This window comes from Dyadobacter luteus (assembly GCF_003383615.1).
GTDB classification, from domain to species: Bacteria; Bacteroidota; Bacteroidia; order Cytophagales; family Spirosomataceae; genus Dyadobacter; species Dyadobacter luteus.
The window spans coordinates 61,173-74,029 of sequence record NZ_QNUL01000022.1; the positions used below are offsets into that span (position 1 = coordinate 61,173).

A 12,857-nucleotide genomic window follows, 5' to 3' on the forward strand; every position below is an offset into this window, starting at 1 on the left:
TATAGAAAACATGCAGACATCTGAAAATCAACAGGCGCTTGGAAAGATCCTGGACATGAGCCGCATGATAGCCATCGGCCTTCTAGCGCTTCACTTTTACTACCAATGCTACACAGCTTTTGAAAGCTGGCAGCTCGCCAGCCGCTTTAGCGACAGACTACTTGACAATATTATTAGGACCGGGCTCTTCAGTTTTTTTAGTAAGCCCAAACTGATCTCACTTTGTTTTCTAGCTCTTTCACTGCTAGGTGTGAAAGGGAAAAAGAAGGAAGATCTCTCAGTTAAAACCGGGCTTATTTACCTTGTTGTAGGGCTCTTTATCTACGTTCTGAGCTACTATACCCTAAGGATCACGGCGTCTGAAAAGCTATCAGCGATCTTATATATTACGGTCTGCTCACTGGGTTTCATACTTATCATGACCGGCGGTACGCTGCTATCACGGGTGATATATTTACAGATTAACAGCAAGGACATTTTCAATCAGCTTAATGAAACCTTCCCTCAAGAGCAGCGCCTGCTGCAAAATGAATACTCTATTAATCTTCCAGCCCGCTACAGACTCAAAGACAAATACCATGATAGCTGGATTAACATTATTAATCCATTCCGTGCCACACTCGTCGCCGGATCGCCTGGCTCGGGCAAGTCCTACTTTGTAATCCGGCACATTATCGACCAGCACATCGCCAAAGGTTTTTCAGCCTTTATTTACGATTTTAAATTCGACGATCTTTCTATTATCGCCTACAATGCGTGGCTGAAAAAAAAAGGAAATTATAAGGTGCAACCCAAGTTTTATGCGGTCAACTTTGATGACCTCAGCCGATCTCACCGCTGCAATCCACTTGATGCTGCCGGCATGAGTGATATCACCGATGCAGCAGAATCCGCCCGGACGATTCTTCTGGGACTTAACCGGGAATGGATCAGAAAACAGGGTGATTTTTTTGTCGAATCCCCTACCAATTTTCTCACTGCAGTGATCTGGTATCTACGAAAATATCAGGATGGCGCCTTCTGCACACTGCCACATGTCATAGAGCTTATGCAGCTTGACTATGACAAACTATTCACGCTTCTCAGATCCGAAAAAGAAATAGAGGTACTTATTAATCCTTTTATTACTGCCTATCTAAACGATGCCATGGAGCAGCTTGAAGGCCAGATCGCCTCTGCCAAAATCGCCTTGGCAAGACTCTCTTCTCCACAGCTTTACTATGTGCTTTCGGGCAGTGATTTTACCCTGGATATCAACAATCCGGACGCACCAAAGATCGTTTGCATGGGAAACAATCCTCAGAAAATTCAAACCTACGGCGCAGTGCTATCCCTTTATGTAAATAGGCTTGTTAAGATCGTCAACAAGAAAAACAGATTGAAGAGCTCGCTGATTTTTGACGAGTTTCCAACCATTTATCTAAGCGGTATTGATAGTCTGATCGCTACTGCCCGCTCCAATAAAGTAGCTACCACCCTGGGGATTCAGGATTTTTCACAGCTCAGAAAAGATTACGGTAAAGAGCAGGCTGATGTCATTGTCAGTATCACCGGAAACATTATCTCCGGGCAGGTCACAGGTGATACAGCCAAGCAGCTCTCAGAGCGGTTCGGCAAAATCATGCAGGACCGCACCAGCTACTCCATCAACAGGACAGATACATCTATCAGCCGCTCCAAACAGCTTGATGTGGCCATTCCTGCCTCGAAGATTGCTTCACTGAGCTCAGGGGAGTTTGTGGGCATGGTTGCAGATAACCCGGATGAGAAAATCGATCTGAAAACTTTCCATGCTCAGATTATCAATGACCATAAGGCCATCGCTAAACAGCAGGCTGAATATAAATCGATTCCAGTGGTTCGATTGCTAGATGACTCAGTTGTCATCCGCAATTATGATCAGATCCGTCAAGATGTACAGAAACTTACAGAACATGAAATTGAAAGAATTCTTTCGGATTCTGAGTTGCAGCATCTTTTGATTCAGAAGAAGTAAAAAGATATTACGCTGATACTAATAATCTAAAATACAGATAGAACATTAGATTCAAGCAAACATATTAAGAACGCCATCTGGGAGGTTCTTCTACTGTTTACAGATTTTCGACACCATATTTCTTGCTTTTACGTTGGAGGGCATATCGAAAATGATGCAGCTACCAATGACGAAGATCCTGATCATCCCATCATTTAAATAGATCTATATCACTAATGCAGTTTTTAGTTGTAAATGTTAATTGGCGTCTGAGCCAAGAAATCATGGCTTACTTTCATAGGACCGTCTAAATAGTTGAGATCATGAGTGGATAGACCATAAATCGCATTTAAGAAAGTTGAATTTCATTGGCGGTCTTCCAAAAAGTGTAACTGAATTAGCGCATGATACCATCAAGACAGTTAACAATACAACTGAGTTAGATTATATAATCAGCGAATCAACGATACTTGGTTTTGCTTTTACGTACAAATGAAAATACCGGCTGCCAATGGCCAGCCGGTATCTCATAAAGGTCATGTGTGCCCAGAAGAGCAATAAGCATAACCCAGTTGTATATGCCTGAGATTCCCAGGACATTTAATCAGGTCATCATGATCTGATCCTGTGGCTGTACAAGCAGCCTCATTTAGATTTTCATTTTACTTCTGCTGTTATATCAATGTGAATGTCTATTGCTAACAGCAGTGCTGACCACTTTTCGACTGCATAGCTTTTCTCACAGCCTCTCCGTGTTCTCAGAGAGAGGATTGTGAGAAAAAATATTATTGGGGGTAACCGCGTCAGAAAGTGGCGGGCTTGCATTTTGATTCGCCGGACAACTGCAGACTAATATTCCTTACTCGACCAATACAGCGATGCCGGCTTTATCTGCCTTACGCTCTATTTTTTCTTTTAACCCGTAATATCCCCAGTTCCGAAGCAAGAATGGATCCTTACCTGCCAGCTCTTCTTTTTCGGTCTGATCAACCAATAGCAACGTCGCTGCTTTGTTTTTCACGCACAGATCGATCAAACGCTTGCTATATACGTGCTGCTTTTGATTCACGTAACTACGCTCTGAGGCCTGAAGCTTTGCGATTGTGTTTTGCCGGATACGTTTCTTTGATGCTTTGTTCATAAAGGCTGTCGCCCTCTGCTTTCTTTGGATTGCAGCCTGAATCGCGAGCCGTTTATACAAATACTCGTCTTTGCTTCCGATCTCATAGGTGGCTTTACCGATTGTGACAGTCAGCGGCACATCCAGTGAAAGACTTGCTTCAGCTATGATATTCTCATCCAGTTGCTGCGGCTCATGCTGCTTTTCGAATACCGCGAGTATGAAAATCTTTCTTTTATCCATCACCAGTGAGCTCGTGCATAACTTGATCTCACCGCCAGCGAGTTTTTGCAGCACCGCTCTTTTATCATAGATGTCTCTTCCCAGATATGTCTTGAACGGAATATCAAACAGGGAGAAATAGAAGATTTTGCCTTCCGGGCAGCTTCTGAGATTTTTGACATCAGTGCCTTTAAACGGGACAGGAATCTCTTTTTTAAACGAAGACAACGACCTTTCACCTGAAAGATAAAGCGGTTTGTTTTTACCAAACTGACCCGTCAGAGTGCTATTCAAAGAGCTCATAATATGCATCGGAATCTGGCCTTTGTAATTACGCGCCAGGATCTGATAGGTGGTATTCATCTTTGAAGTGCACAGCATTCCGTCCGGATCTTTACTGATATCTGCCAGTTTCAGCTTTGTCTGATCGCTTAGATAAATAAGCTCCCGGATCTGCTGCTGCAAGTAATGGTGGGTGTAGATCTGATTAGCCGCTTTAAAACAGATGTATCTCCATTTGTATAGCGTATCAAGCACCTGACCTTTGTATTCAGAGTCCTGAGAATCGACAATCAACCGGATTTTGCGTGTGTAAAATGTCTTCTTCATCGCCGGGTTGGTTTAGATAAGTTAAATTATTTGCGGCCTTGCTTCCAGTAGGTTTTTACAACCTGGTAGGCTTGTATATAATGCTGCTGCACCTGATTCTGACACCAACCTAACTGACTGGCAATTCCTGCAAAGGACATTTTCTGTTCTTGTCTGAGCGCATAGACTGTAGCCTGCGGCTGGCTTAAAATATGACTGTATGGATAATCTTTGATAGGTTGTTTCTCTTTCGGGCTGCTGCTCTTCCTCACTTGGACAATCTGTCTGAGCTGCTCGACACTCTTTTCAATTTCCGTTGATATATGATGTGTACTCGATTTAAGCCTCTCTGCGATTTGACGTGCGGGCAGGCCGTCAATAAAATGAAGTGTAGCTATCAGCTGGCGTTTGTCTGACAGATACTGCATCACTTTTTTCAGCTCCTCGATCCTTTTTTGTTCTATTCCAGAGTCCTGTGAAGGCTGAGTATCTACGAGCTCACCAAAAGTTTTTTCAAAATAGTCTATATGAAGCGATTGTCGGTATATCTGATAGTTTGGTTTCTGGATCTGTTTGAGCACCTGCCAGCGCAAGTTCATTCTGATATAATGGTACGCATGTGGGAAGCTCTCAATCTTTTCTCTGTGCGCCCAGACTTTCAGATAGCACTCTTGCAAGATACAGTCAACTAGGAATTCGTCATCTATCAGTTCCTTGCCAATCCAGAAAAGGCTGGAGTAGGATTTCTGATAGAAGTAGGTCAAGCCTCTCTCGTCACCAGTTTGGAACAGAGACAGATTACGGCTGTTCTTTTCGGATTGGAGTGAGAGTTGGAGGAGTGACATGATGGCGACAGTTATAGTAGCAGCGAAATACTATAAAATGAACTTATTACATCACAAAGGTAACAAATAAACTTAAAGACACATATGTGTGTACTGTAAATTTTTATGGATACCGTTCTTCGTATGAGGGATGAAAGACCAAGAAAATATATCGCCAATTGATCAATATGTAATCGATTTTGTGAGAAGACTCAGAACGGAGCACAATCTTCTCCAAGATGATGTTGCAGCTATTCTTGGTACGACAAAATCTTTCGTCAGCAATGCGGAGAGCAATAACCACCGCGCCAAATACAATCTAAGACATATAGATAAGTTGGCTAATTACTTCAACATTTCTCCTCAGCAATTTTTGCCTGAAAAATCGTTATCGGTTGAATAGTTATCACTATTAGTAGTTTGCCGCTGTACTGTATATGAAATTTAACCTAAGGAGATTATCAGCGTTATGTAAATCCTATCTAGTAGCAAGTAATGAAGCTTTACGCAATTGTGTTTTTCAGAGTAAATCAGGGTCGACGTCAATCTACGATTAAAAAATTTAACATTTTAGTTCATTGTCCAAATCAACATGCATAGTAATCAACTAAAAAACAGCAAATTCTCCGTGTTTTGTATTATGAGATTATGAATCTGGCAGAAGAAAATTTAGACATGATATTAATGCGATCTCCTAACTCTTGTAGATAAATTTTAGATACTTAAACCTTTCTTCTATCAGTACTTTTATCTCTAATTATCGTTGCCGTATCTTCACTTAAAATTGTTTATATACTATCTTTTGCCTTATTACCAGCACTTACCTCCAAGTTTAGGGGAATTGATACCAAAAAACCATGTTTCCCGTGCAGTCAATGATTATAATACTCCCCAATAGTTGGACAGCTACTAAAATTTCTAAATTAGTGGTTGACTATGAAAAAGGAACGTAGCAAATTCAGTTCGAGCTTCAAGGCCAAGGTTGCCATCGAAGCCATCAAAGAGATGAGTACCGTCCAGGACTTAGCTTCTAAGTACAAAATCCATCCAACCCAGATTTCGGCTTGGAAACGGGAGTTTCTGGAAAAAGCTGACCTGGTTTTCGACAAAGAAGCGCCAGCAGCAAATGATTCAGAGAACTCTAAGGAGCAGGAACTGTACACCAAGATCGGAGAGCTTCAAGTCCAGGTGGATTTCCTAAAAAAAAGTCTTGGGGAAATGACAACCATGGAAAAACGCGAACTTTTTTCTCCGGAATACACCTTTCTCAGCGTTTCAGCACAATGTAAACTGATTGGCTTACAGAGAAGTAGCTATTATTATTTTAAGCCAAAAGGTGAATCATTAGTAAATCAACACCTGATGAAGGCCATAGACTGAAAGTTTCTGGAATGTCCGTTTTACGGAGTGCAACGCATGACTGATTACCTACGCGGTTTAGGATATCACGTTGGAGTAAAGCGTGTACGAAGACTATATAGGCTCATGAATTTGCGTACAATCGTATCGCTCCGATAAAACCCATCTTGGTAATTTGACAAACGTAGTTTGGGGTTAATTTTCGAGATTTCTGAACTTCTCCCAGTTGTTTGGTAGCAATTGATAAAGATCTTTATGTTTATGGGATTGGATTCTTCGGAATACGTCTGTTAGCCATTCCTGCTCATCAATACCATTTTTCTTACATGTTGCCATAAAAGAGTACATGGCAGCTGTCATTTCTGCTGCCTGGTGCGATCCGGCGAACAAAAAAGCCTTTCGTCCTAGGTTATGTAAAGCTTTACATACCTAGGTCGGAAAAATTATCTTTTTGCCGGATCACACGACGACGCCCAGCGAGCTGCCATGATATACTCTTTCTTCTCGTTCTGCAAAAAACATAATGTCAATCCCTACAATTGGCTAAAAAACACCCTGCTAAACATCTCCACAATCAATCATAAAAACATTACCAAACTATATCCGCAAAACTTTAACAAAGTTCAGCAACTAACAAATATGTAGTTGGTAGGCCGGATACTATTAAACTATCATTATAAATCATTCACAATAAAATATGAATACAACTGCTGTAATAGTGAATGATGTAACTCTCTTCTTAACAGACCAAGGCGTGGCTTACCTGACCGTTAATGGCGAATCCGATGTATTAGAACAGTTATTAAACGGCTCAGGAGGGAGCCATACAACTCATTAGACGTACACCGATCACCTCGGTTCGATTCTTACTGCTACCGATAGTATGGGAACTATTGAGGGGGAACGGCCATTTGATGCCTGGGGAAGAAGGAGAAACGTGACAAGTTGGGCGTCGCTTCTACCAACGGCTTCAATCGGTCTGCAGGTTTGGCTGGTATTACTTCCCCTTAAAGCTATAATTTTAGCAATAAATTTTAGCGTGTGTATTCGAATGGTCAATAGCGTTTTAAGGCGCACGATACACGGTCGTGGCGACTCCTAAATGGAGATTCCGGCGAAAGTGTCCGGAATAAGTGGCTCTCTTTGCTCCGGAATATCCACCTAAATCGTAACGTTACGAAAATTTCGAGCGGCGTACTTAGCGATATGAGAGGCGTCATATTTGGCCTTTGAATGCCAATGGAGCGTTTAATGTAAAGGGGTTATTCAAACCAAAGATGAATTTTCTTCTCTTGGGCGACACTCATGAGATGGTGAGCATAAATGTCTTCAGCACAGAATAGACACGCTTTTAACTTAATTTATAGGGTAGAAACAATAATGGACAACAGATCGCTAAACGCGTTTCTTCATTTTTTACCTCGCAAGTATAGAGACAAACTTCCTGTTTATTTAGCACGGCGACATCCATCGTAACCTCGGATATGTCTATCCCATTGAAGAATTTGTAACCCTTAACGAGTCGATTTCTATAGTGAAAGACCTCCCAATGTGTGCTTTACTGTTTGCTCGCATATTAACCTGAAAGCCAAGGCTTCTCTAAGCATCACAGTAAATTGCAAGTCGACAGTGTTGATCCTGGCTATTTTCTATGGGAATAACAGGTCTGCGTTTCAATCTCACAAACTCCTCCTAGATAAGACGGTTTCCGCCACTGCAAAGTGGACGTTACTACTCGCTCATTCAACACCTATTAATATCAATAAACTTATTAAGTGGTTACACTGACGAGTTTATTTTCGAGAAATTTGCTGACTAAATCTATCTCCTCCTTTTGCAATATGAACAGAACGTTTATTTTATTCAAGTGCACTCTGATGCTATTTTTTTTCCCTTCCCTAAGTGTTTTAGCCCAATATAGTTTTGAAAAAACAGATATTTTGATCAGGGAAGGTCGTTCGGAGCAAGTGAAAATACTTTATCGACCGGACAAAAATTTTAAGCGTCAGGTAGTTAAAATCAGAGTGATTGACAAAACAACCACAGCACAAAAATCTGGCTACATGATCCAATCTAATAATTCACTAGATTTTTCAGTACAGGATAAGCAATCATTCAAAATTGACGCTTTCAAAGACACAAGCAGCCCTATGGATAAATTTTTATCTCTTGAGATCGTTGACGCAAATGGCAAGAGTTTAGATACCCTACAAGTTCAAATTACGAAACCTACAAAAGTGCTAGGAAGTGGCTATACAATCGATAATGTTCGAGGAACTTTTGGGATAGATGTTGATCAAGATTGGTTTCTCGACTTTGTACCTGGTCTGAACGAGGATAGAAATTACACACAAGGAACTGCTTTCTCCTACTCCAAACTTAATCTGGATAAATCAGTACTCTTCTTGCCCGTCAATCTTTTTCAAAAACTTGCATGGAGTTTGACCGGTACTGACCGCGATAACATCGATAAGCGTCCCTCATCCATTTCGCTTGGCGTAACTGCATTTACGCCCCGAGTACTAGAAGATAGTCTAAATCCGGTAATTGGAGATAGACCATTCTCGAATGTTGTTTTCCTTCAAACGGCTTACAGATTCTTTAACAACAAAACCAAGTTTTTAAACACAACTTCGTTTGCATATGGATTTATTGGAAGTAACATAGGAAACACTTTTCAATCCTTTGCTCATAAATCAATAGTCACAGGGCGACCAACTAACATTGGATGGCAGCATCAAATTAGTGATGGAGGACGGCCTGCTTTTCTATTCTCGCATGAAGGCTTGCGAAAATTAGGTAAACTCCCGGACTTACCTCAATCCACCATCGATTATCTAGCACGAAAACATTTTGAGGTCTATTTCGGCTATAAAGTCAATCTTGGTTGGTACAATAGTATTGCTGTAAGCTCCACTTTGAGACTAGGGAGATTCACAAAATATAGTGGGATCGAGGGAATAGGCACTGCAACATCTTCTGCAAATAAGTTTCGTGATGATTCGAATGACAATTACTTAGATACAGAGAAAAATGACAGAGATATAACTTATGAATATGTCACTCCTAAAAATAGGTGGGACTGGTACTTCTTTGGCACACTGAGTCCTAGGCTTATACCGTATAATTCTTTATTATTGGGGCAACCCTTTCATAAATCGTCATACACTTTACCCAGACAGAATTATAATCCATTCATACTAGATATGGAGGTAGGCTTTTTTGTAAGCAAGATTCGAATCGTTCCCGATGTCGATCTGCCACTATCTAGATGGGATCTTGTTTTATCTTTTAACGCAAGAACATCTGAAATCATTTCGAAAGATCCAACAGTCGAAAATCAATATAAGCGAATGCATTCGTGGGGGAGAGTTTCTCTTCGCATACCCATCTTCCGGGACACAAGTAACCAAAGATGGACTAAAAAAGATTACGACGCTATAAATTAAAAACTTTAAACTAACTTGGTTGAGAGTAGCTATTTGAGATCTTGACAACTGCAAATCGTCACGGCCTACACATTTGCAATACATCCATTGAACCGGATTGTGTGGTGCACACAATAGTTAAATTATTATAACATAGATACATCTGTAACCATCAAAAAGTGCAAACTCCAGCCGAAAAACACTGTCCCTGTCCCCAAAATATAATATAAGAGCGGGACCGAACAAAAAACTTGCGGCATTACCTATCGTCAAACACTTGTCAAATCGTGAACGGGAGCTGTGCAGGAAGGTAGACAAGTAATCGATATAAAAAACAAAGGCCATTCTCTGAGATGGCCTTTCTCATTGTTGATACCCACTATCCAGCCGCAAATTGTTTAGATAGAATTTTTTGTCACGCATTCAATTTTGTTTCGAACTATTAGAACCCAAAATCAAATCTAGAAACGAAGTGGCCTTTAAAAAGTAGTTTGGATTTTCCTCTAGTTTCTCTTTGATTAAAATCAGTCCACCGTTTGTATACGACTCCATAGTTCCTAGCAAAGATCTTACAGCGTTATCTTCATCTAATTCCCCTTTCTCTAAAGCTACCAAATCTAGATCAGTTTTTGCAAAAAGTGCCATAAACATATTTTCTTGCAAGTTGGTGAAGTCCTTGCGAGTAGATACGTTTGTTTTACTTCCCCAGTGCTGAATATGATGACTAAAGTCAATCTTTTTCTCGCCTTCAGATAGTGGAGCAAATTCATTTCTGTACAATCCTAAGAAAAATGCGTAGGTGTATAATTCATAATTGGTACTGAAATGTTTTCCTAGATTAATTTTCTTTTCGCCTTCCGCACCAAATTTTTGAGAAAGTGAGGCAAATAATTCTCTGTGCACCTCACTATATTTCGGAATCCGAGTTTTCCATTTGTCAAATAAGCTCTTCATTTTACAATGTGATTACCTGTGAATTAATAGTTTTCAAATTGTTTGAATCAAATGGTCTCTCTAACTTCACCCAAAATGCTTTGTCCCTTCTGACATTTTCAAACTCCTTTTTAATTGACAGAGCCCTCGTCAACTTATCCGTTTGAAGAAAGTCTTTGATCAGCAGAACTTTCTGACTTCTTGTTTCAAAAATTAAATTTAGGAATTGAGCTGTTTTGTTTTCCCCGAATGATGATGTTGGAGCATCAAAAATCATCGGAAAATTCTCCTCCTTTATTTCAGTTGCCAACTCCGATATAGCAAAGAGAATTGAAATGTGCATAGAAGTTAGCAACGATTGATTCGGCTTGTAAAATGTTCTATCAGCTTCTCGCAATTCCACTTCGACAATAGTACGATTCACCTTATTTCGTTTAGCAAAGACTATCATTCCAGTGAAAGAATCAACATTAATTGTTTTAAAAAAAATGTTCGATTTATTTTGAAGTTTATCAATAAAATCATCAAACTTTTTATCTTTTGTTTGAGTAAAAATCAATTCGATATCCCTTAAAATATCTCTTGTTTTTATAAGGAATTCATTAGCCGAATTTGTATCAATTTTATCTTTTTCCTCTTTCTTTTCTCTAAGCTTGGACTCAATATTTTCTATTTGTGTTGTATAGTTAACTTGCTCTTGATTTCGAACTTTTAAGTCCCGATGCCAAGCATTATAATTCCTTAGGACATCACTTAATTTTTCTTCAGCGATGCTTGAATTACCCAAAATTCTCTCTCTTTCTGTTATTTCTCTTTCGAGCTGTTCAGTGAGGTCTTCAATATCCTTTTTACGATCGATATTAAACTTAAAGAGGTCTTCAATTCTACTTCTTATTAATCTGAGATTTTTTAAGTTGTCCTCGTGACTAATACTTAAATTATCGAGCCTATTTGTATAATCAAATTTGAAAAGTGGTTCATCAATTTCAAGTTCATCTTCTTCTACAACTTGGCTTTCCAAATATGCCCTAAGTCGCTTTATCATAAACTCATAAGCCTCTGAGCCTTTTTTAGCGTCCCGATTACAAACCTTACATATTTCATCTTCCAACATCTCTTCCATATGAGATTTAGAAGGTACTCCAACAGGAAGCGGTACAGCATTGTTCAATAGTTCCGCTCTTACCTTTTTTTCTCCCTTTTTAATGCCTTTTTTAATGTCATAATGGGATTGAAGCTCTCGTCGGGTTTTGCTGTGTGCAGATATTTTGCCTGCAAATTCTTCATGGAAAGACTCAAAATTGACTAAAATCCAATTTTCATCAAACAGAAGAGTTGTATAATTCTCATCAATTCCAGCTGCCAGTTTCGAAATTTGTTCCCTCATTTCTCTAATTCGCGTATTCAGAATTCCTAAGGCATCCGCATTACTTACGTGACTTTCTGCCATTTGTATATTGCCCTCAATCTTCCTAATTTCCTCTTCTGTTGAATTCAGGTGCACAAGATACTTAGCTTTATCTTTTTCTAAAGATAGAATTTCGCCCTCAAGCCTTTTATAAAGAACCTCGTTTCTCTTGTCGAGCTTAGAAGAATCATCTACCGCCTTTTCCGCTTTTTCCCTAAGAAATGTACCTTTTTCGGAATACTTGCTGTAATGCCTTGCGTCAGAAAAGAGACTTATCAGATTGGCTAACGCACTATCACTTTTGAAAATATCCAAGTCTGCTTCACCTTTAAACATTGAATATTTACGTATTTGAAAAGGAAAGATCCTGTCTAAAAGTTCTCGGCCATCAACTTGTGTCCGTTCTCCCGAATTATTTTCTGATACTCCTTCGATCATGAAGCTAGATGTAGAGCATTCATTAGGTTTCTCCTTTTTCGCAACAAAAGATCTAGCAATGATATTTTGCTCGCCGTACTGCTCAACAGTCATTGTCACTCTTACTCTAAAGCTATCGCCAATTGCTGTTTCATCCAACTTTTTGGCAGAAACTAACATATTTAATTCCCGATTCTCACCATTAAAAAGCCAATCAACAGCCTCAAAAAACTTAGTTTTACCTTCGCCGTTTTCTCCAAGGATGATGTTTAATCCTTCTGATAATTCAAAAATATTGCTATCATAGTAACAGAGATAATTCTCAATTTGTATCTTTCTGATTATCATAGAGCCGCATTTAATATTTGAGTTACCTGGTTGCGTAAAACGGAATCCGTAACCGGCGCCGTGCCATCCAAACCATCCACTATCAACGCAATAGCTTTCAGGATCGGCTTATCTGAATTTAAAGCTTCTCTAACTGATGTCGGAAGGTCTTCAGTCTTGAGTTTATACTTGGTTTTGAGCTGATCATGAGTTAAAAAACTTTTTAGTATTTCGTCCTTTCTAGCCATAAGTATAT

General features: G+C 39.6%; 11 protein-coding genes and 1 pseudogene. 6 read left to right on the forward strand and 6 right to left on the reverse strand.

The genetic code is table 11. The features are described from left to right. Positions 1–10: 10 nt before the first annotated feature. Positions 11–1,996 (forward strand): conjugal transfer protein MobC, encoded by a 1,986-nt coding sequence (mobC, locus tag DSL64_RS21615; protein ID WP_115833025.1) that lies wholly within the window; start codon positions 11–13, stop codon positions 1,994–1,996. Between the two features lie 838 nt (positions 1,997–2,834). Here the strand turns inward: mobC and DSL64_RS21620 are convergent. Both DSL64_RS21620 and DSL64_RS21625 read right to left on the reverse strand, forming a co-directional pair. Continuing rightward, positions 2,835–3,926, reverse strand: coding sequence for a hypothetical protein (locus DSL64_RS21620; RefSeq protein WP_115833026.1), 1,092 nt, complete (start codon positions 3,924–3,926; stop codon positions 2,835–2,837). Between the two features lie 26 nt (positions 3,927–3,952). Continuing rightward, positions 3,953–4,750, reverse strand: a complete 798-nt coding sequence (locus DSL64_RS21625) for an RNA polymerase sigma factor (RefSeq protein WP_115833027.1) — start codon at positions 4,748–4,750, stop codon at positions 3,953–3,955. A gap of 130 nt (positions 4,751–4,880) precedes the next feature. Between DSL64_RS21625 and DSL64_RS21630 the strand changes: the two genes are divergently transcribed. The 3 genes from DSL64_RS21630 to DSL64_RS29585 all read left to right on the forward strand — a co-directional run bounded on the left by DSL64_RS21630 (position 4,881) and on the right by DSL64_RS29585 (position 6,247). After that, a complete protein-coding gene (locus DSL64_RS21630) occupies positions 4,881–5,132 on the forward strand; it encodes a helix-turn-helix domain-containing protein (protein WP_115833028.1) in 252 nt (83 codons plus the stop codon). Positions 5,133–5,665: 533 nt separating this feature from the next. Further along, positions 5,666–6,109, forward strand: coding sequence for a transposase (locus tag DSL64_RS21635; RefSeq protein ID WP_115833029.1), 444 nt, complete (start codon positions 5,666–5,668; stop codon positions 6,107–6,109). 27 nt (positions 6,110–6,136) lie between these two features. Further along, entirely contained in the window at positions 6,137–6,247 is a 111-nt protein-coding gene (locus DSL64_RS29585) for an IS3 family transposase (RefSeq protein ID WP_374755840.1), read from the forward strand. Between the two features lie 36 nt (positions 6,248–6,283). Here the strand turns inward: DSL64_RS29585 and DSL64_RS21645 are convergent, their stop codons facing one another. Continuing rightward, a complete protein-coding gene (locus tag DSL64_RS21645) occupies positions 6,284–6,448 on the reverse strand; it encodes a transposase domain-containing protein (protein ID WP_374755841.1) in 165 nt (54 codons plus the stop codon). 69 nt (positions 6,449–6,517) lie between these two features. Between DSL64_RS21645 and DSL64_RS21650 the strand changes: the two are divergent. Both DSL64_RS21650 and DSL64_RS21655 read left to right on the forward strand, forming a co-directional pair. Then, a pseudogene (locus DSL64_RS21650) lies at positions 6,518–6,733 on the forward strand (IS66 family transposase); the annotation flags it as partial. Between the two features lie 1,232 nt (positions 6,734–7,965). Continuing rightward, entirely contained in the window at positions 7,966–9,537 is a 1,572-nt protein-coding gene (locus DSL64_RS21655; protein ID WP_158547962.1) for a lipid A-modifier LpxR family protein, read from the forward strand. 402 nt (positions 9,538–9,939) lie between these two features. Here the strand turns inward: DSL64_RS21655 and DSL64_RS21660 are convergent, their stop codons facing one another. Genes DSL64_RS21660 through DSL64_RS21670 form a run of 3 tightly spaced genes read right to left on the reverse strand, consistent with a single transcriptional unit; the run spans position 9,940 to position 12,849 of the window. Then, positions 9,940–10,470 carry a glycoside hydrolase family 15 gene (locus DSL64_RS21660; protein WP_115833032.1) on the reverse strand — a complete coding sequence of 177 codons (531 nt, stop codon included), beginning with the start codon at positions 10,468–10,470 and terminating at the stop codon, positions 9,940–9,942. A gap of 1 nt (position 10,471) precedes the next feature. Further along, positions 10,472–12,622, reverse strand: a complete 2,151-nt coding sequence (locus tag DSL64_RS21665) for an AAA family ATPase (RefSeq protein ID WP_115833033.1) — start codon at positions 12,620–12,622, stop codon at positions 10,472–10,474. After that, positions 12,619–12,849, reverse strand: coding sequence for a hypothetical protein (locus DSL64_RS21670; RefSeq protein ID WP_115833034.1), 231 nt, complete (start codon positions 12,847–12,849; stop codon positions 12,619–12,621). The genes DSL64_RS21665 and DSL64_RS21670 overlap by 4 nt, the downstream gene beginning before the upstream one ends. Positions 12,850–12,857 lie beyond the last annotated feature (8 nt).